Origin of the sequence: Francisella salimarina (assembly GCF_007923265.1) — a bacterium.
Taxonomy (GTDB): Bacteria; Pseudomonadota; Gammaproteobacteria; order Francisellales; family Francisellaceae; genus Francisella; species Francisella salimarina.
Genome location: NZ_VOJA01000003.1, coordinates 419908 through 438725 on the forward strand (window position 1 = coordinate 419908; position 18818 = coordinate 438725).

Genomic DNA, 18818 nt, shown 5'->3' on the forward strand with positions numbered 1-18818 from the left:
ACTAATAGTTAAATCAAAAAATAAGGAACTATAATTATGAAAGCTTCAGCTAGACATTTACTAGTACAATCAGAGTCTGAGTGTCAACAAATTAAAAAAGATATATCTGAAGGTAAAATAACTTTTGAAGAAGCAGCTAAAAAACATTCTTTATGTCCATCAGGAGCTAGAGGTGGTGATTTAGGTACTTTCTCTCAAGGTCAAATGGTTCCTGAGTTCGATAAAGTTGTATTCAACGATGAACTTCACAAAGTTCACGGTCCTGTTCAAACTCAATTTGGTTATCATTTATTAGAAGTTACATCTCGCGGATAATTTTAAATTTCTCAAAATTTTCAAATTATTAAATAAATTTCTCATATAAAAATTTACGGACAAAAATGAATTCTGAAACTAAAAAAGATTTTAGTCAGCTTGGGCTGAATCAAGATATTATAGACACTGTTATAAAATTAGGATACGAAAACCCAACACCTATTCAACAGTATGCTATTCCATATATCTTATCGGGTAGAGATGTGCTTGGTCAAGCACAAACGGGTACAGGTAAAACAGCAGCTTTTGCATTACCTTTAATAAACAATATGGATATGGAATCTCGAGATAGAGCTCCTCAAGTATTAGTACTTGCTCCAACAAGAGAACTAGCAATACAAGTAGCAGAACAGTTTGAGGCTTTTGCTAAAAATATACCAAACCTAGATGTTACATGTATCTACGGTGGTCAAGAATATGGTTCTCAGATAAGAGCACTTAAGCAAGGAGTAAAAGTTGTAGTTGGTACTACTGGTCGTGTGATGGATCATATCGAAAAAGGTACATTACAACTAGATAATTTAAGAGCATTAGTATTAGATGAAGCAGATGAAATGCTCAGAATGGGCTTTATTGATGATGTTCGATACGTTCTAAGTCATGTATCAGATGAGTGTCAGAGATTGCTTTTCTCAGCGACTATTCCTACTGATATAGCAGATATTATCCAAGAATATCTTAGAAATCCTTGCAAGATTCAAGTAAAAGCAAAAACAAAAACAGCAAATACTGTGACGCAGAAGTTTATGGTTATTAAAGGCTTTAGAAAGATAGATGCTTTAGATAGATTGCTTGAAGTTGAAGAAACTGACGGAGTTATTATATTTGTCAAAACTAAAACAAGTACCATAGAGGTAGCTGATAATCTAAAAGCTCTTGGTTATAAAGTGGCTGCTATTAATGGGGATATGCAACAATCTCAGCGTGAGTATATAGTTGATCAATTCAGAAGTGCTAAATCTGATATCTTAGTAGCTACAGATGTGGTTGCCAGAGGTATAGACCTTGAGCGTATTAGTCATGTAATTAATTATGATATGCCAAATGATACAGATACATATGTACATAGAATTGGTCGTACAGGTAGAGCAGGTCGTGAAGGTACATCTATCTCTCTAGTTCCACTAAAAGAAATGAGATTTTTGCGTACTTTAGAGAGATTTACAGGCTCTCCGATGCAAGAAGTATTTATGCCAAGTGCCAAAGATTTAGCACAAAGTAGAATCGATCACTTCAAAACTAGAGTCGCTTCAGCATTAGATAAAAACAAGTCTTTGGATAAATACAAAGAAATTATCACGGGTATTCGCGATGAATTAGAGTTAGATTCAGATGAACTTCTAGCAGTACTTACTTTATTAGCGCAAGGTAAGAAGTCGTTTTTCCCAAGAGAAATTCAAGCTAGAGATGACAGATCTCAAAGAGATAGGAATTCTAGAAATAATCCTAGAGATGGTCGTAGAAATGATAGATTTGAGCGTAGAGGTGAGCGCGGTGATAGAAATAACCGTTTTGAAAGATCAGATAGAAAACCTCGTAGAGCTGTAAATATTGATTTGACGACATATAAACTTGAAGTTGGTCGCGATAATGATGTTCAGCCTAGAAATATTGTTGGTGCAATAGCTAATGAGGGAAATATTGATAGTAAGCATATTTGTAACATTTCTATTCAAAAAGATCATACATTAGTAGATCTTCCAGCTAACTTATCTCCAAAAGTTATCAGTCATCTCAGAAAAGTTTGGGTTGCGGGTAAAAAGTTAAATCTTATAGCTCAGTAAAAAACTTTCTACTTTTATTTATTATTTTTTAATCTGTATATCTTAATTCCATCTTTTATGTTTAGGATCATTAATATTATATTTATTAGTCCTGCTAATAGTTCAATTATTTGTATTATATAAAAAGTTTGATTGAAAAACATTCTAGATGCTAGATAGTTTAGGACTATAGCAGAAGGTATAAGTATAAATATTCCATTAAATGTAATAAGAATCATTCTTTTCTTTTTTTTAGTTACGATACCTTTTTTTGATTTTGTCATTATAGACCCACTTATGCCAGTTGCTACAATAAAGGGTATTAAAATAAACAAACCTGGAAATAATATAAGTTTTTTTACTATTGCTATATTTTCATAATTACCTAATACCTCACTAACTACAGTAGCAGAGAAGAACAAAGTGATACAAAAAGTAGCCATAAGTGCAGAAAGTTTATGTATTATAATTTTCATGATATGTAAGTTAGATTAAAGTATTATATAGATTTGATGCTATATTACATTTTTTAAAATGTCAACATGTTGTCGGATTTGGAGTTATGAAAAAAGAAATAATATTTACTAACCTCGTACTAGAAACATTTAAAGCTAGTGGAATACTAAATATACAGGGTGATAATTTAACAAAAGAGTTTGGACTTACATCTTCTAGATGGAAAATATTAGGAGCAATTAAACTATCTAAAGCTCCTATGACGATAGTAGATATATCTAGTTATATGGGACAAAGTCGTCAGGCTGTACAAAGAATAGTAAAGACAATGATTAACGAAGGTTTAGTGAAGCAAGTAGATAATCCAAGGCACAAACAATCTAAATATATAGAGCTAACAAAAAAAGCTAATGATATATATGAGCCCTTAGATGAAAAGCAGTCAAAATGGGCTAAAGAAAGTTCTAGCTATTTTAATGAGTCAGATTTGTGTATTGCTTTAAATGTTTTGAATCATATAAATAAACTATATTCATAGTTGAATTTATAAAATTTAATAGATAAAGGAAATAGAAAATTTTGTAAAGCTGCCGGTACTGATTTCTTATATTCTCAAATAAATAATTTCTTGTGTATTATTCTATTTACTGATCTAAAGTTGTATAATTCATCGGACTATCTATACAATAATTTTTTTCTATAAATGAGTAACTATATTTTTATAGTTTCTGCGCCTTCTGGTGCTGGCAAAAGCTCCTTATTAAAAGCTTTTTTAGAAACTGAAATAGGCAAAGAAAATTTTGCTGTTGCAACATCACATACAACTAGAGATCCTCGAGTGGGTGAAACTAATGGTAAAGAGTATCATTTTGTTTCAATTATAGAGTTTGAAAAGATGCTAGACGCTAATGGCTTTATTGAATATGCCAAAGTTTTCAAAAATTACTATGGCACATCTAAATCTGAAATAGATAAGTTGCTTGCGCAAGGTAAAAATATAATACTTGAGATTGATTGGCAAGGTGCCCAACAAACAAGATCTATATATGGAAACAAGGCAAAGAGTATATTTATTTTACCTCCGTCTATGGATGAGTTGAGAAAGCGTCTAGAAATTAGAAATACAGACTCTAAAGATATTATAGACTATCGAATGAGTCAAGCAGAGTCTGAAATCTCTCATGCAGGTGAGTACGATTATCAGCTTGTAAATGATGATTTTAGTCAATCATTAGAGCAACTATGTAAATATTTCGAAGAAAATATCCAAAGCTAATAACTAAGGAGACATTTGGATGTTAAATCAAAAACTTATAAAAGACAAAATATCACAAGCTAGACAAGAGTTACCTAGTTTGAAAATAAAAGATACTGAAAAGCAACAATATATTCATGAAATACAAGAGCTATTGAAGCAGAATAATGCTTGCTTGGTAGCACATTATTATGTTGATGCAGAAATACAAGAGTTAGCAGAAAAAACTGGTGGTTTTGTTGGAGATTCGCTTGCTATGGCAAAGTTTGGTCTTGAAAGTGAATGCGATACTCTCGTGGTTGCGGGTGTTAGATTTATGGGTGATTCTGCTAAGATCCTTAGTCCTGAGAAAAAAATTCTTATGCCAACTTTAGAAGCTGAGTGTTCGCTAGATTTAAGCTGTAGTAATGATGAGTTTAAAAAGTTTATAGCAGCTAATCCTGATAGGGAGGTTGTTGTATATGTTAATACATCTGCTGAGATTAAAGCACTAGCTGACTGGACCGTAACATCATCAAATGCTTTAGAAATATGCTCACATCTGCATAAGCAAGGTAAAAAATTACTTTGGGGACCTGATAGATTTCTTGGGGATTGGATTATAAAACAAACAGGGGCTAATATGCTACTATATGATGGTAGTTGCATAGTACATGAAGAGTTTAAGGCACAAGCGCTTGATGATCTGATGCTTGAATATCCAGATGCTGCAGTTTTGGTACATCCAGAGTCACCTGCTGAGATCATAAAAAGAGCCGATGCAGTAGGATCAACTTCTCAATTAATAGCTGCAAGTAAAGAGATGGAAAATGATAAGTTTATCGTAGCAACTGATACAGGTGTGTTTTATAAGATGAAACAGTTATCACCGCATAAACAATTTATTCCAGCACCTACAGCAGGTCGTGGTGCAACATGTCAATCATGTGCAAAATGTCCATGGATGAAGCTAAATCAACTTAAGAATCTAAAAGATTGTTTGATTAATCAAGATAATGAGATATTTGTAGAAGAAACAGTGCGCCAAAAAGCTCTTATTCCTCTAAACAGAATGATAAATTTCTAAGGAAGTATTATGTCTGAAATAATGTTAAATACTAATCAGATTACTAGTGTTCCAGAGAATGTTATTAAAAAATTAGTATCAGAGTCTTTAGTCGAAGATATTGCAGATGGTGATATTACTGCGCAGCTTGCCGAAGATGTAGATACGACAGCATTTTGCATTACACGTGAAGATATGATTTTATGTGGCCAAGAGTTTGCTAATGAAGTTATAAATCAAGTGGATAAAAATATCCAGATAATATGGTTTTATGATGATGCAGACAAAATATCTGCTGGTGAGAAGATTTTTGAGCTTAGGGGTAATGCTAGGAGTATTTTAACAGCAGAGAGAGCAATGCTTAATTTTATTCAGATGCTCTCCGCTACAGCTACAGCAACAAATAATTTAGTTGAATTAATTGCTGATTATAAGACAAAGCTTCTTGATACGCGTAAAACTGTTCCATGTTTTCGTATGGCTCAAAAATATGCTGTTAAATGTGGTGGAGGATTTAATCATCGCATAGGCTTATTTGACGCATATTTGATTAAAGAGAATCACATCCGCTCAGCTGGCGGCATTACAAAGGCTGTTTCAAAAGCTGCTCGTTTACAACCTACAAAAACTATAGAAGTTGAAGTGACTAACCTTGATGAGTTAAATCAAGCGATTCAAGCTGGTGCTAATATCATTATGTTAGATAATTTCTCGATCGAGGATATAAACAAAGCAGTCGAGATTGCTAAAGGTAGAGTAGCGCTTGAAGTATCAGGTAATATAGATAGTAAGTCTATAGTGAAGATGGCTCAAACGGGTGTGGATTTTATATCTGTTGGGGCAATTACTAAACATATTACAGCGATAGATTTATCTATGCAGGTTCAATTATAACAATGATTACTAGAAAGCATGATGTAGTTATAGTTGGCGGAGGATTAGCTGGTATAGTAGCCACTATTGAGTTAGCTGAGCATGGATTAAATGTGGCTTTAATTTTTGATCAAAAATTAAGCCATAGCGCAAGCTCGTATGCTCAAGGCGGAATCGCAGCAATAGTTTCTCAAGAAGATACCATACAATCACATGTAAACGATACATATATAGCTAGTGGTAAGATTGCAAATCTTGATAGTATTACAAAAGTAGTGACAGAATCTAACTCCGCAATATCGTGGTTAGAAGAGCATGGCGTAGAGTTTGATAGGAAGTCAGATGGTGAATATAGCTTACATTTGGAGGGAGGGCACTCCTTAGCAAGGATTTTGCATATTAAAGATTATACTGGTCGAGCTGTTATTACTAAGTTGTACGAAAATCTTGATAGATTAAAGAATATCACTATATATTCTGAACATAATGTTATTGAATTGATTAAAAAAGATAATAAATGTATAGGCTTATATACTCATGATGTAAATCATAATGTGACCAAGTTTATTGCAAAGAAAGTAATGTTAGCTTCAGGAGGTGCATCAGGGCTATACAAATATGTAACTAATGCAACAGCTGGCACTGGAAACTCTATGATAATGGCTTATGATATTGGTTGTGAGCTTGAGAATTTAGAATTTACACAATTTCATCCAACATGTTTTTTTGCTCGAAATGGAGATCCTGTATTAATATCAGAGGCTATTCGTGGTAGTGGAGCAGTACTAGAAACTGAGAAGGGCTTACGAATAATGAAGTCAGTCCATGAAAGACAAGACTTAGCTCCTAGAGATATTGTTGCACGACAAATATACATAAATATGCAAGCTGGAAGAGATATTTACCTAAATGCTACTCACTTGAGCTCTAGTCAATGGCAAGAAAATTTCCCGTATATATATCAGAAGTTATTAGATAATAATATTGATCCTACAAATGATAGAATCCCAATATCTCCGGCAGCGCATTATAGTTGTGGAGGGATTAGTGTAGATAAATATTCTCAAACAAATATCGATGGACTTTATGCAGTTGGTGAGGTTTCTTGTACTGGTCTTCACGGAGCAAATAGGCTTGCGAGTAATTCTCTACTAGAGTGTATTGTGTATGCACTTGCAGCTAGTAAACATATTTTAATAAATATAAAAGATACTTATCTAGAGGACAATCAACAGTTAAAATTAGTTGAATCTCACTGTGATTATACAAAACAAATCACTCATATACGCCAGTTAATGTGGGATAGTGTTGGATTAGTTAGAAAGCAAAATGAGTTAATAAATGTCTATAAAGAGCTAAAAGTATTAGAAAAATCTATTGTCCATAATTATGATTTAGGAAATTACGATTTAAAATTAGAGGCTTATCGTAAAGTAATCAAGTTAGCTAAACTTTCTGTAGAACAAGCAGTAAATAGAAAATATAGTGTAGGAAGCCACTTTCTTAGGTCTTAATTTTTAAATATTAATTGTTTTATTCTAATCACAGTTACTCCAATTAACATTGCATATGTAAAATTGATGAAAATAGGAATAACATAGCCAAAAGAATACATAAACACACCATCAAGAAAGACTAAAGTTTGCTCTGGAGTTTTATCAAAATATATAGCAAACCATTGTATAAAATTTTCACTAAAGAATAACTGATTTGCTACATGAATTTTTGTAGTAAAGATAATATTGCAAAGAGCTCCAACAAATATTCCAGGATCAGTTAGTAAGTGTCTATAATCTATACTACTAATTTTTATAGTTTTTGTATGAACAATTTGTAAATGATTATATTCACATAAAACAAAAACTATCAGAAAAATAATAATGTAGATTTTAAAATTAGTGGGTGGTAGTTTGTTTAACAAATATAGCTTGATTATTAAAGTTACTAGAATGCAAAATATAAAAGAGAAAATATATATTTGTGCACTTAAGTAAGAGGCTAGTATTAAAATAAACGAACAGAATATCAACCAGTTAAATAATCTAAGTAATTTTGGTTTGATAATATTTGCATGATCTTCTATGTTATCAGAGCTTTCAGGCTCTGAAGAATCAGTAGAAATTTTACTTTTAAAAAACATAAGGCAATTAATTAATTTTTTACATATTATGGGCTTTTAAAAGTTTTTGTAAACCATTATAGTATCTTTACTATATTAGGAGTTTTATTATATATGAAAAAGTATCTATTAATGTTGGTGAGTATATCAATATTTGGTATGTCATTTGCAATGACACCAAGTAGCTTTATAGCTAAACCTACGCCAAGCAAATATGAGTCTGAAATCATGCACGCCGATGAGCAAATTATAAAGAGTATAGCTGAGCGACAGGAGTTAAGAAGTAAGATGTTGGATTTACAAAAAGAGCAAAACTTACCAGATTCAGATCCGTTCCAAGATAAGGACTTAGAAGCTACGCGTACAAATTTTGCAATAGAGTATAATGTTAATCCTAAACTTGTGGATGAGATTTTTAGTATTTTGAATTCTCCGGATCAGAATACACCAAAGTAGTTTTTAAATAATGTATATAAGAGGTGATGGAATGTCGATTTACGACTTTAAACTAACTAAAAATGATGGTTCGGAATATTATTTACCGAAAGATAAAGTCCTTTTGATAGTTAATGTTGCAAGTAAGTGTGGGTTTACTAAACAATACAGGGGACTTCAACATTTACATAAAATACATCCGGATTTAGAGATAGTAGCTTTCCCTTGTAACTCGTTTGGAGGGCAAGAACCTGGTAGTGATGAAGAAATTAAAAACTTTTGTGAAACTAACTATGATGTTACTTTCCCAATAATGAAAAAGACAAAAGTAAATGGTAAAGATGCTGAACCTATATTTGAATATCTCAAGGATAAGGCAAGAGGCGTACTAGGTACAGAACGTATAAAATGGAATTTTACAAAATTTTTAGTATCAAAAGATGGTGAGACTGTCATTAGATATGCGCCTAAAACAATTCCTGAAGATCTAATATCTGATATCGAGAATTTTCTTAAAGATTAAGTTCAAAAATCTGTATAATTTATTTATCTCTGTTTTAAATTCTAAAATATGATTTCAACTTCATTATCTTATATATCATCTTTATTACTTATATGTAGTCTTATAGTTTTGTTATCAAGTAAATCAAAATCAAAATTATTTGAATATTTTCCAGCGATTGTAATTATTTATTTTGTCATAGTAGTACTTTCAGCTATGGGATTTTGGGATTCAAAATCTTCAGAAATTATTCAAACAAGATTACAGCTTCAAGACTTAATATTGCCTGTGATGTTATTTTTGATGCTTATTCGCTGTGATATTAGAGTAGTTATAAAGCTAGGTAGAAAGTTACTTATAGCATTTTTTGGAGCTACAGTAAGTATCATGATAGCTTTTATCATAATGTACTTGACTGTTGGTAGGTACATATCACCAGATGCTTGGAAAGGATTCGCAGCTTTATCAGCAAGTTGGATGGGTGGTACTGGTAATATGATCGCTGTTAAGCAAGCTCTAAGTACTCCTGATAATCAGATGGGCTATATACTATTGACAGATTCTATTAGTTATTCTATTTGGTTTGCTTTTCTGTTTGCGCTAATTTCTCGAGCAAATATATTTGATAAATGGACAAAAGCCGGGTGTATTGAGGAACATATACGCAAAGTAGATATCAATAACCCTTATGATGTCAAAGGCGATATTAACTTTGTTGGAATATTTGTACTAATTGCAATGGCATTTACTGCTACTGATATAGCAAAGATTTTATCAAGTTATTTACCAGCAACAGATTTAATATCTGCTAAGACTTGGACAATACTGCTAGTAACACTATTTGGGTTTGTAGGTGCTATGACTCCATTAGCCAAAATTAGAAGTGATAGTATTATTGCAAGTATCTTCTTATATTTTTTGGTCGCACTTATAGCATCAGGCTCAAGTTTCAAAGGGTTTTCTCAAGCACCGATATACATAGTTTGTGGACTTATGGTCCTTGTTATTCATGCTATACTTATGATAATAATTGCCAAGATATTTAGGCTGAATTTAGCAATATGCTCTATTGCCTCTTTAGCAAATATTGGTGGAATAGCAGGGGCACCTATATTAGCAAGTGCATATACAAGAAGTTTGGTATCTATCGCAGTTGTTATGGCTTTACTTGGGTTTTTGATTGGTACCCAAGGTGGATTAATTGTAGCTAAGATACTTTCAGGATTTGCAATATGAGTAAGATAATTGATATAAAAACATCTATCATCAAAATACCTCTTAAAAGAACATTTATAACAGCTGTACGAAGTACAAACCATATTGATTCCTTAGCAGTTGAGTTAACTTTAGATAATCAAGTTAAAGGTTATGGTGTAGCTCCAGCAACCACAGCGATTACTGGAGATACGTTGCAGGGTATGCAATATATTATTCGTGAGATATTTGCTCCAGTGATACTTGGCTCAGATTTATCTGATTACAAACAAACTTTAGAACTAGCTTTTAAAAAAGTGATGTTTAACTCCGCTGCTAAAATGGCTATAGATTTGGCGTATCATGATTTATTAGCCAAAGAACAAGATATATCTGTTGCTAAATTACTTGGAGCTAAGGCAAACTCTATAGTAACTGATGTTTCTATAAGTTGTGGAAATGTTGCAGAAACTACACAAAATATTCAAAATGGTGTCGAAGCTAACTTTACGGCTATTAAGGTTAAAACAGGTGCTGATTTTAATAGAGATATCCAGTTGCTTAAAGCTCTTGATGATGAGTTTAGTAAAAACATTAAATTTAGGTTTGATGCTAATCAAGGTTGGAATCTAGCACAAACAAAGCAATTTATCGAGGAGATAAACAAATATAGTTTAAATGTAGAGATAATCGAGCAACCTGTTAAATATTACGATATAAAAGCAATGGCAGAGATTACTAAATTTAGTAATATTCCTGTAGTTGCAGATGAGTCAGTATTTGATGCCAAAGATGCAGAGCGAGTTATAGATAAACAAGCGTGTAACATGATTAATATTAAACTTGCAAAAACAGGTGGTATTTTAGAAGCTCAAAAAATCAAGAAACTAGCAGACATTGCAGGTATATCATGTATGGTGGGTTGTATGATGGAGTCACCAGCAGGTATTTTAGCTACAGCTAGTTTTGCATTAGCAGAAGATATTACAGTAGCTGATCTTGATCCTTTAGACTGGGTAGCTAAAGATTTGTATAGTGATTATATTACATTTAATGAGCCTAATATTATTCTAAAAGATAATCTAAAGGGTTTTGGTTTTAATCTGTAAGTAATACATATAACGATGAGTAAAGATAAAGTTGTAATTTTGGTACATGGTTTTATTAAAAATAGTAAAGACATGTCATCTTTAGCTAATTTTTTGAAAGATGGTTATGATGAGGTTATAGCAGTTGACTTACCAACAACATTTGTAAGTATTGATATAGCAGTTAATAAACTATGTCAAATTATAGAAAATATTCCATCATCAAAGTCGTTGATATTTGTAGCTCATAGTATGGGTGGGATAATATCATGTATGACTATTGATAAGTTACAGCTTACGAATGTTGAAAAGTGTGTATTTATAGCTTCGCCATTTGCTGGGTCAAGAGTCGCAAATTTCGGTGACAGGATTCCATTTTATTCCAGAGTGCTAAAACCAAATAAAGATCTCAAAGTAACTAATAAATATTTAGAAATTTGTAATCGAGTAGCAGACAAAGTATCAGTAGGTCTTATTGCTGGTAATAAGTATTCAAAACTTAATCTCTTAGCAAGATTATGTCTGAGAAGTGAGCATGATGGTTTGGTAGAGGTATCATCAGTGTTTTCTATAAACAGTATTGACAGAATTACTCTAAATAAAAATCATAGTGAAATTCATCATGATGAGGAAACTCTTACTAAAGTATCATTTTTTTTGAAGACAGGTAACTTTTATCTTAAAAGTTAAGTTTCTAGTATTAAGAACGAGGCTTGCACGCGAGATTCATTTCAGGCTCTGAGAATGAATTGTGACCCACCTCATGAGCATATCTACAATTTTTACTATTAAGCTGGGTAGCTTCAAAGAATTTGTTATCATTAGTGTGTATTGAGAATCCTTGATTAAACAAGATTATAGATGTGATCAATAGAGCTATTTTTTTCATTTTTTTTCCATCAAGTTTTAATTTTATTGGTATTATGGCAGGTAAATCATATATGTAAAACTAATGATTTTTATATTTCATATTAGTTTAACTTATAAATGGATATTGATTTAGAGATCTTTTATCTGATCATATATCATGCTGGATACTAGATAGATAATAGATAGTCATTAATATACAATGATTTAGTCGTAAAAATACAAGGAGATGTATATGAATAAAAAGAAAGTTCTTTGTATAGGATGGGAGCCAAATTCTGTTGATTACTCCAAATATCCTGGTATGGATCCCGAAAGGCTTCGTAGTGTACTTGAAGTAGATTTACAAAAGTTAAATGATATTGGTTATGATGCTCAAATGGGATATATAACTAGTGAAGAATCTGCAGTTAAAGAGGTTGTTGATCTACTTTCCAATAGAAGGTTTGATATTGTTCTAATAGGTGCAGGTGTACGTAAAGATGATGATTGTTTTTATCTATTTGAAAAATTAGTCAACGTGGTTCATCAATATGCAACTACTGCAAAGATTTGTTTTAATACAGGACCAACTGATAGTGTACAAGCGGTTCAGCGCTGGGATTTATAACTTACTCTAAAAGGTATTTTATGATATCAAAAGTTTTATCTTTCACTTATTATATTTATAGACTTAGTAATTTTTAGGATTTTTAAAAGTGTATTTCTTAACAGAAAAACAAAACCGTGAAATTGAAGAGTATGCTATTTTTCAAGGATTAAATCTAATCGAAAATGCTTCAGATGAAATTGTTAAATTGATTAGTGCTAAGTTTGATAAACAAAGTAAAGTTTTAGTAATAGCGGGTTCTGGCAATAATGGTAGTGATGGAATTGCAGCTGCGATCAAGCTTTTAAATAATGGCTATAGTGTTGATGTTTATAGAGTTTTTGCTAAGGGAAATCAAGACAACCAAAACTATTATCAAAAGTTTTCAAAGTTAAAGGCTCCTTTAGATAAATTGCTGGATATTAATAATTATGATGTCGTAATAGATGGAATATTTGGCATAGGGCTAGATAGAGATTTACAAGGAGATATTTTAGAACTTGTTAAAGTTATAAATCAAAATTCAAAATACACATTAGCTATAGATGTACCGAGTGGATTAGGTGCTTTTAATGCCAAAGTATATGGTGAGGCTATTCAAGCTAATGAAACAATTACATTTTTAGCTAATAAGCAAGGGCTACACACAGGTGATGGTTTAGATTATGCTGGTCAGGTAACTGTCAAAGAGCTGATTGACAATCAAAATATCAATATTACTCAATCAGGCTATCAAGTTTATAAAAATCATGTTCAAGATATAAATCTTGTTAATATCCTTAGGAAAAAGAAAAATACCAATAAAGGTACTTATGGTGATCTAGCTATAATAGGCGGTAATGTTGGTATGAATGGAGCTTTGCAATTAGCTGGTAAAAGCTCGTTATATTGTGGTTGTGGTAAGGTCTCGATGATATCTCTAGATAAAGACTTTCGTGCTGATATGTCTATACCTGAGCTAATGACAAAACCATTAAAAATTATTAGCAAAAATTTAGCGATTTTCTCAGCTTTGGCAGTAGGGGTTGGTTTTGATACAACTGATAACTCTCAACAGGTTTTAGAGTTAATAATTGATAATTTAACTCAACCTGCAATTTTTGATGCAGATGCTTTAAATATAATCTCAACTAATCAACAAATTAGAGAAAAATTTATCCAGTTAGAAAATAAAATAATAACACCACATCCCGCAGAAGCAGCAAGACTACTTGGTTGCACTACCAAGGAAGTCCAAGATGATAGATTTGTAGCAGTTAGAGCATTAGCTAAAAAGTATAACGCTACAGTAGTACTAAAAGGAGCTGGAAGCCTAATTTGTAAATCTGATGAAATCTATATAAATACTACAGGCAATCAAGGTATGGCAGTAGCAGGGCAAGGCGATGTATTATCTGGAATCATAGGAGGATTTTTAGCTCAAGGTTTGGATACGCTATCAGCAAGTAGATTAGCTGTATATATTCATGGTTTAGCTGGAGATAATATCGTTAAAAAACTAGGTGGCTATGTTGGAATATTTCCTAGTAGAGTGGCTGAGGAGATTAGTATTATTTTGAATAATTATTAGTTGTCAATAAGTCATTTTTAAAACTCTTATCCAAAATCGTCGACACATCATCATGAAATCTCTCTCTTTTTTGCTGTGTAGATCTACCACAGAACAACTCAGCGAATCTGCTAGTTGGCCATTCAGCATCGACATGTACAGCTCCATCAATTTTGATAAGAGTATTATCTTTTAGACTTGTTATGAAGCCTTCGTAGTTATTATTGGCATTACATGCGCTTGCTGGGGCAGCTATTATATAGGTTGGGCAATTTATATTCTTGGCGGCTTGAGAGCCAAGATTGCCTACATCTACAGGGTCTAATCCTATCCAAAGCTTGACCCTAGTATTCTCTGATGTCGCTATCAAAGTAGCTAATCCTCCAGCAGAGAAACCAACCAAAGCAAGATCATTATTTATAATGCTCTTATAGTCGCTATTGCTATAGATATAGTTTATTAGCTCAGATATAAATTTAGCATTTCTATTATGATTAGCCCAAAATGGTAGATTAGGCACTACTACAAAATATCCGTGGCTAGCTAGGAAATTTCCCCAACCAGACATATTATCTTTTGATCTTGAGAAACCATGTACGACTATAACTACTGGTAAATTTCGATTAGATTTTTGATAAAAAATATCGTAGTTGGAACTCGCAATATTTAGAGAAATATTAGCCGTTTCTTTGATAATTTTAGATGAGTTTTTGCTATCTTGAGCATTTGACATACTAAAAGTAAAAAATATAGAAAATAAAATAAAACTAAGAGAAAACTTAGTTTTTAGCATCAGATTTAATTAAGAGTCGATTTCTATATCACTAAATTGGATATCCATAACATTATTTTGAGCATCAACTACTTCTACATAAGTTATAGTTTCACCACCTTTTAGAGTTACTTCTTTAAGAGCTTTTGACAGTAATTCAGTCTTAGGAGTTAATACTAATGTCCAATCATCTGTAGTACCGCTAAATTTAGTATTGAAATTATCGTAGATTACTTTTGAGTCACCCTCTAATACAGATAAGAATACTTTAGAGAATGAGAATACCATTGGGCTATCTTCTTCACCAAATACAGATTTTGGACTATCTGCAGTCTTAATTGTAATAGTATCTTTTGTTGCTTTTAGAGAAGATTTAAACGGTTTCTCTTGGTTCCACTCTAACCCATCTTTCTTAGATAGCTCAAATTCACCAGATGCAAGAATAGGCTTGTCTAAACCTTGAATTTTGCGTGATTGGATGAAGTGACCAGAGTAATTATCATTTTTAACTAGCTGTTCTTCTACTTTAGCAAAGTCTGCTGAAGGGGCAGCATAAACTAATCCACTAACTAATATACTTGTAGCAATCGCAACTTTCTTTAACATTTTATATCTCCTGTATAATTTTTATAAATTTAGTTCCAAACTAAGTATTATTAATATTGCATATATAACCTTAGTATACTAGACTTATAGATAAGTAAATTATAAAAATTAACAAATATTAATAATCTTATTCATATATGAATAGATACTAATAGTAATTCTTAGCTTAAATTAAAAAGGTGTAATATCGTGGAAAACATCATCTACAATTTGAAAAGGAAGCTTCAATATACAGCTATTTAAACTGATGCAACAGATAGCAATTGAGCAAGCAAATAAGACTTTTTTTAATTTCATAACTTATGATTAATATATTAAATTTTCTATATATATTATAGGACTAAAAATTACTTTTCTAGAGATGTCTTTTATTTGTTATAATATTTCATAATACCTAGATAGGCAACTATAGTGAAACATCAACTTAAATGGATGGCATGGGAGACAACTAGGCGTTGTAATCTCAAATGTGTACATTGCCGTTCATCTTCAGAATGTGAGGTGCTTGGTCACCCTGATTTTTCTACCGAAGAAGGTTTTAGGATCATCGATAATATAGTCGAGTTTGCAAATCCTGTATTAGTATTATCAGGAGGTGAACCACTTTTACGAGCAGATATTTTTGAGCTAGCAAAATATGGTGCTACTAAAGGTCTACGTATGGCTTTAGCTACTAATGGCTCATTAGTTACAGATGAAATTTGTGAGAAAATCAAAAACTCAAGTATAAGTATAGTATCTTTAAGTATAGATGGTGCTACAGCTGAGACACATAATGATTTTAGAAGCCAAAAAGGCGCCTTTGAAGCAACTGTAAGAGCTGCGGTACTATTCAAAAATCATAGTATACCATTTTTGATAAACTCATCATTTACCAAACGTAATCAACATGAAATTAAAGATGTTTATAAACTAGCAAAATCTCTTGAAGCTACAGCATGGTACCTTTTTATGATTGTACCAACAGGGCGTGGCGAAGAGCTTATGCAAGAGTTAATAGATGTCGATGATTATCAAGATATCCTAAATTGGCACTATGATATGGAAGCCGATGAGCAGGATATGCTTGTGCGTCCAACTTGTGCGCCACACTATTATCGCATTAGATTTGAGCGTAATAAGGAAGATAATGCAAAAGTTCGTTCACGAGCTCTTAGCTTTGGTACTGGAGGTGGTAAAGGTTGTATCGCCGGCCAAAGTATATGTTTGCTAGATGTTGATGGTAATGTTTATCCATGTAGTTATTTACCTGTGAGTGCAGGTAATGTCAAAGAGAAATCATTTGCAGATATTTGGCAAAATAGTGATGTGATGCATGATATGCGTGATTTTAGTGCTTATGAAGGTAAATGTGGCTCATGTGAATTTATCAAAATTTGCGGAGGCTGTAGAGCTAGAGCTTATAATATTCATGGTAGCTATCTTGCAGAAGAGCCATTTTGTAATCATATGCCAATTAGAATGAAATAAATAAGTAAGAATAATTTTATTATAGATATTACTGTCTTTCTAAACCAACTACATCACTCATATTAACAATTTCAATAACTTTTTCTTTTGGAGTAGGCTTAATTATATGCTTGTTTGCTTCTAGAGGGACATCAGTAAAATTCATAGCATTTAGATCATAACTAATATATCCTTCGTTAATACTTGCTGCATAAACTCCAGTGGGGCTATTACCTTGATATGCTGCAATATCTTTATATGAGACTATTAGGTTTTTTAGATCTTTAATAGTAGTCCATAAAGTCATAGAAACCTCATACGGTGGTACAGCGACATTATTAATAATTGATGAAGCATGGAAACAAGCTTCTCTATTTGATTGAGGCTCAGGAACTAGTTGAGAGAGAATATAAGCTCTGACAAATCTAGATACACCACTGAAGTCTCCAGGCATACCTATCAATTGAGCAACCTCAGGACGAGAGCTTGAAACAGTATCTTTATAGTTTATTGTTTTATTAGAAAATTGACTATTGCTACCCTCAAATGGTTCTAATAGAGATTTATATTCTTTGATATTCTCTAAATGCCAATCATAAGTAGGTGCGTTAGTTAAAATATTGCCTTTGTTTTCGTATACTTTAACTTCACCATCAACAAACTCTACAACTGCAGTATTACCTTTTGAGTCTCTTAAACTAAAGTGTATAGGAATATTTTTCACAAAAGTTCCAGGCTTGAGTTCTAATGCTCCACCAACTAACTGATGTTCTGCTATAAGCCTTAGAGCCTCTGGAACATCTTTTGCCATAGATAGCAAAAAATTACCTATATAATAGACAGATAAAACCTTTCTTTTATCTTCTGGGTTAAAAGTAGGATGCTTTGTAACATCTAAATATAAGAAACTAAATGATAAGCCTTGAGTGTTTAATCCATCTGTAAGACATTTATTAAAGGCTAATCTACCAAAAAAACCATAGCGAGTCTTCCAACTAGTCAACTGAGAATCAGGTATTTTATCAGCATCAATAACTATATCCATAGTATTATCAATACCTACATAGCTTATACAGTTTTGAAAAGCTATATTCATTGGGAAATCCATAGATCTTGCTTCGATTTTGTATTGATTTTTATTTATAAAAACATTAGTGCACATAGTATTCTTACCTTTCAAATTTCATTGCTGGTGCTATACTTTATAATATCAACACTACATTATTATGGAGTTTAAATCAATGACTCAACAATTTAACAAAATAATCTTATATCGCATGGTAACACCTGAGAAAACTTGCCCGTATGGTCTAAAAGCAAAAGCGTTATTTGAAGAAAAGGGTTGGTCTTTTGAAGATCATATTTTAAAAACTAGAGCTGAAACAGATGCTTTTAAACATAAGTATAATTTAGAAACTACACCTTTAATATTTATTGATGATAAACAAATTGGTGGTTATAGTGATTTGCTTGAGTTCTTAGGTCAGAAATGAATCAGCAGTTAAAATACTTTGTTTTGTCAACTAAGGTATTACCTGAACATATCGATCCAAATAATCATCTTAATAATATTGTCTATCTTCAATGGATGCAGGATGTGGCTATTGAGCATGTCAAGGCTAATAAGGTTTTTGACTTAACGGAGTCTCAAGGACTTACATGGTTTGCTAAGAAGCATACTATAGAGTATCTATCGCAAGGATTTTTAGGTGATGATATCGCTGTAGTTACGTGGGTAGAGAGTATTACCAAGATTTCTACATTTAGAAAGTATCATATTTATAGAAAGTCAGATAAAGCTCTTCTGTGTAAAGCAGATACCCTTTGGGTAATGATAAATGCTCAGAAAGGCAGACCTGCAAAAATACCAGCAGAATTAGTTGAAATATTTGATAAATATAATGACTATGAGATTGATAATATTGATAGCTTAATCTAGAA

General features: G+C 32.2%; 23 protein-coding genes. 17 read left to right on the forward strand and 6 right to left on the reverse strand.

Annotated features, from left to right (window positions below):
• Nucleotides 1-36: 36 nt before the first annotated feature.
• A complete protein-coding gene (locus FQ699_RS04375; protein WP_013923244.1) occupies nucleotides 37-315 on the forward strand; it encodes a peptidylprolyl isomerase in 279 nt (92 codons plus the stop codon).
• A 65-nt stretch (nucleotides 316-380) separates the two neighbouring features.
• Nucleotides 381-2099 (forward strand): DEAD/DEAH box helicase, encoded by a 1719-nt coding sequence (locus tag FQ699_RS04380; protein ID WP_146421280.1) that lies wholly within the window; start codon nucleotides 381-383, stop codon nucleotides 2097-2099.
• A 14-nt stretch (nucleotides 2100-2113) separates the two neighbouring features.
• On the opposite strand, the gene FQ699_RS04385 is transcribed toward FQ699_RS04380, so the two are convergent.
• Nucleotides 2114-2554, reverse strand: a complete 441-nt coding sequence (locus FQ699_RS04385; RefSeq protein WP_146421281.1) for a hypothetical protein — start codon at nucleotides 2552-2554, stop codon at nucleotides 2114-2116.
• Nucleotides 2555-2640: 86 nt separating this feature from the next.
• Here FQ699_RS04385 and FQ699_RS04390 point away from each other — a divergent pair, with 86 nt between their 5' ends.
• The 5 genes from FQ699_RS04390 to nadB all read left to right on the forward strand — a co-directional run bounded on the left by FQ699_RS04390 (nucleotide 2641) and on the right by nadB (nucleotide 7221).
• Nucleotides 2641-3072: a MarR family winged helix-turn-helix transcriptional regulator gene (locus FQ699_RS04390; protein WP_146421282.1), complete on the forward strand. Its 432-nt coding sequence runs from the start codon at nucleotides 2641-2643 to the stop codon at nucleotides 3070-3072.
• Nucleotides 3073-3237: 165 nt separating this feature from the next.
• Nucleotides 3238-3810, forward strand: a complete 573-nt coding sequence (gene gmk / locus FQ699_RS04395) for a guanylate kinase (protein WP_146421283.1) — start codon at nucleotides 3238-3240, stop codon at nucleotides 3808-3810.
• 19 nt (nucleotides 3811-3829) lie between these two features.
• A complete protein-coding gene (gene nadA, locus FQ699_RS04400; RefSeq protein WP_146421284.1) occupies nucleotides 3830-4855 on the forward strand; it encodes a quinolinate synthase NadA in 1026 nt (341 codons plus the stop codon).
• 9 nt (nucleotides 4856-4864) lie between these two features.
• Nucleotides 4865-5728: a carboxylating nicotinate-nucleotide diphosphorylase gene (gene nadC, locus FQ699_RS04405; RefSeq protein WP_146421285.1), complete on the forward strand. Its 864-nt coding sequence runs from the start codon at nucleotides 4865-4867 to the stop codon at nucleotides 5726-5728.
• 2 nt (nucleotides 5729-5730) lie between these two features.
• Nucleotides 5731-7221, forward strand: a complete 1491-nt coding sequence (gene nadB / locus FQ699_RS04410) for an L-aspartate oxidase (RefSeq protein ID WP_146421286.1) — start codon at nucleotides 5731-5733, stop codon at nucleotides 7219-7221.
• Here nadB and FQ699_RS04415 read toward each other — a convergent pair.
• Entirely contained in the window at nucleotides 7218-7847 is a 630-nt protein-coding gene (locus FQ699_RS04415; RefSeq protein WP_146421287.1) for a hypothetical protein, read from the reverse strand. The genes nadB and FQ699_RS04415 overlap by 4 nt on opposite strands.
• Nucleotides 7848-7940: 93 nt before the next feature.
• Here FQ699_RS04415 and FQ699_RS04420 point away from each other — a divergent pair, with 93 nt between their 5' ends.
• From FQ699_RS04420 to FQ699_RS04440, 5 genes are read left to right on the forward strand one after another with little or no spacing between them, the layout of a single operon-like run.
• Nucleotides 7941-8282 carry a chorismate mutase gene (locus FQ699_RS04420; protein ID WP_146421288.1) on the forward strand — a complete coding sequence of 114 codons (342 nt, stop codon included), beginning with the start codon at nucleotides 7941-7943 and terminating at the stop codon, nucleotides 8280-8282.
• A 31-nt stretch (nucleotides 8283-8313) separates the two neighbouring features.
• The gene (locus FQ699_RS04425) at nucleotides 8314-8784 is read left to right on the forward strand and encodes a glutathione peroxidase (RefSeq protein ID WP_146421480.1); all 471 of its coding nucleotides are present in this window, start codon (nucleotides 8314-8316) and stop codon (nucleotides 8782-8784) included.
• A 48-nt stretch (nucleotides 8785-8832) separates the two neighbouring features.
• Nucleotides 8833-9999, forward strand: a complete 1167-nt coding sequence (locus FQ699_RS04430) for a DUF819 family protein (protein ID WP_146421289.1) — start codon at nucleotides 8833-8835, stop codon at nucleotides 9997-9999.
• Nucleotides 9996-11066, forward strand: coding sequence for a dipeptide epimerase (locus FQ699_RS04435; RefSeq protein ID WP_146421290.1), 1071 nt, complete (start codon nucleotides 9996-9998; stop codon nucleotides 11064-11066). The genes FQ699_RS04430 and FQ699_RS04435 overlap by 4 nt, the downstream gene beginning before the upstream one ends.
• Before the next feature lie 15 nt (nucleotides 11067-11081).
• Entirely contained in the window at nucleotides 11082-11735 is a 654-nt protein-coding gene (locus tag FQ699_RS04440) for an alpha/beta fold hydrolase (protein ID WP_146421291.1), read from the forward strand.
• Between the two features lie 10 nt (nucleotides 11736-11745).
• Here FQ699_RS04440 and FQ699_RS04445 read toward each other — a convergent pair whose 3' ends face one another.
• Nucleotides 11746-11934 carry a hypothetical protein gene (locus FQ699_RS04445; protein WP_146421292.1) on the reverse strand — a complete coding sequence of 63 codons (189 nt, stop codon included), beginning with the start codon at nucleotides 11932-11934 and terminating at the stop codon, nucleotides 11746-11748.
• Between the two features lie 213 nt (nucleotides 11935-12147).
• On the opposite strand from FQ699_RS04445, the gene FQ699_RS04450 reads away from it, so the two are divergent.
• Both FQ699_RS04450 and FQ699_RS04455 read left to right on the forward strand, forming a co-directional pair.
• Nucleotides 12148-12522, forward strand: coding sequence for a hypothetical protein (locus tag FQ699_RS04450; protein ID WP_146421293.1), 375 nt, complete (start codon nucleotides 12148-12150; stop codon nucleotides 12520-12522).
• An 88-nt stretch (nucleotides 12523-12610) separates the two neighbouring features.
• Nucleotides 12611-14071, forward strand: coding sequence for an NAD(P)H-hydrate dehydratase (locus tag FQ699_RS04455; protein WP_146421294.1), 1461 nt, complete (start codon nucleotides 12611-12613; stop codon nucleotides 14069-14071).
• Here FQ699_RS04455 and FQ699_RS04460 read toward each other — a convergent pair.
• Both FQ699_RS04460 and FQ699_RS04465 read right to left on the reverse strand, forming a co-directional pair.
• Nucleotides 14052-14783: a dienelactone hydrolase family protein gene (locus tag FQ699_RS04460; RefSeq protein WP_224728095.1), complete on the reverse strand. Its 732-nt coding sequence runs from the start codon at nucleotides 14781-14783 to the stop codon at nucleotides 14052-14054. The genes FQ699_RS04455 and FQ699_RS04460 overlap by 20 nt on opposite strands.
• A 69-nt stretch (nucleotides 14784-14852) precedes the next feature.
• The gene (locus FQ699_RS04465) at nucleotides 14853-15428 is read right to left on the reverse strand and encodes a LolA family protein (protein WP_146421296.1); all 576 of its coding nucleotides are present in this window, start codon (nucleotides 15426-15428) and stop codon (nucleotides 14853-14855) included.
• Nucleotides 15429-15839: 411 nt separating this feature from the next.
• Between FQ699_RS04465 and FQ699_RS04470 the strand changes: the two genes are divergently transcribed.
• Nucleotides 15840-16898, forward strand: a complete 1059-nt coding sequence (locus FQ699_RS04470) for a radical SAM/SPASM domain-containing protein (RefSeq protein WP_146421297.1) — start codon at nucleotides 15840-15842, stop codon at nucleotides 16896-16898.
• 28 nt (nucleotides 16899-16926) lie between these two features.
• Here the strand turns inward: FQ699_RS04470 and FQ699_RS04475 are convergent, their stop codons facing one another.
• Nucleotides 16927-18039 carry a linear amide C-N hydrolase gene (locus FQ699_RS04475; RefSeq protein ID WP_146421298.1) on the reverse strand — a complete coding sequence of 371 codons (1113 nt, stop codon included), beginning with the start codon at nucleotides 18037-18039 and terminating at the stop codon, nucleotides 16927-16929.
• A 79-nt stretch (nucleotides 18040-18118) separates the two neighbouring features.
• On the opposite strand from FQ699_RS04475, the gene FQ699_RS04480 reads away from it, so the two are divergent.
• Both FQ699_RS04480 and FQ699_RS04485 read left to right on the forward strand, forming a co-directional pair.
• Nucleotides 18119-18370 carry a glutaredoxin domain-containing protein gene (locus FQ699_RS04480; RefSeq protein WP_146421299.1) on the forward strand — a complete coding sequence of 84 codons (252 nt, stop codon included), beginning with the start codon at nucleotides 18119-18121 and terminating at the stop codon, nucleotides 18368-18370.
• Nucleotides 18367-18816, forward strand: coding sequence for an acyl-CoA thioesterase (locus tag FQ699_RS04485; protein WP_146421300.1), 450 nt, complete (start codon nucleotides 18367-18369; stop codon nucleotides 18814-18816). The genes FQ699_RS04480 and FQ699_RS04485 overlap by 4 nt, the downstream gene beginning before the upstream one ends.
• Nucleotides 18817-18818: the final 2 nt, after the last annotated feature.